The organism is Virgibacillus sp. M23, assembly GCF_034190895.1.
In the GTDB taxonomy this organism is placed as follows: Bacteria; Bacillota; Bacilli; order Bacillales; family Amphibacillaceae; genus Virgibacillus; species Virgibacillus salarius.
Genome location: NZ_JAWDHA010000324.1, coordinates 1 through 417, shown reverse-complemented (window position 1 = coordinate 417; position 417 = coordinate 1). Strand labels below are relative to the sequence as shown.

The 417-nt window shown below is 46.0% G+C and carries 1 pseudogene; it reads left to right on the top strand.

Annotated elements, in window-relative coordinates:
• Positions 1-201 precede the first annotated feature (201 nt).
• Positions 202-417, top strand: a pseudogene (locus RVS70_RS22785) (sodium:proton antiporter); the annotation flags it as partial.

Below are 417 nucleotides of genomic sequence, written 5' to 3'. Positions count from 1 at the left end.
ATGAACATTGGCTACACTTGCGGAGCGATTTGCATTGGAAGAAGAGAAAAGCGAATAATGTTGCATCCCTTCTGCATCTTGCGGCGGGGATTTTTTCTTCCAAAATCTTTAGTTGACTAAAGTGGATCGTTTATGATACGATACGTTCGTACTTTATTTATCTACTACATTAGCAAACTAAAGGATTTTTGGAGGGGTATCATGAATGCAGTCGTCATCGCAGTCCTGCTTATGCTTGTATTAAGCCTGCTGCGTGTCAATATTGTTATCGCATTAATTATAGGCGCCTTAGCCGGCGGGTTAACAGGCGGACTCGGTCTTGGCGAAACGGTTAAAGCTTTCACAGACGGTCTCGGCGGAAATGCCACCGTTGCAGTCAGCTACGCCATGCTTGGCGCGTTTGCCGCAGCTTTGACG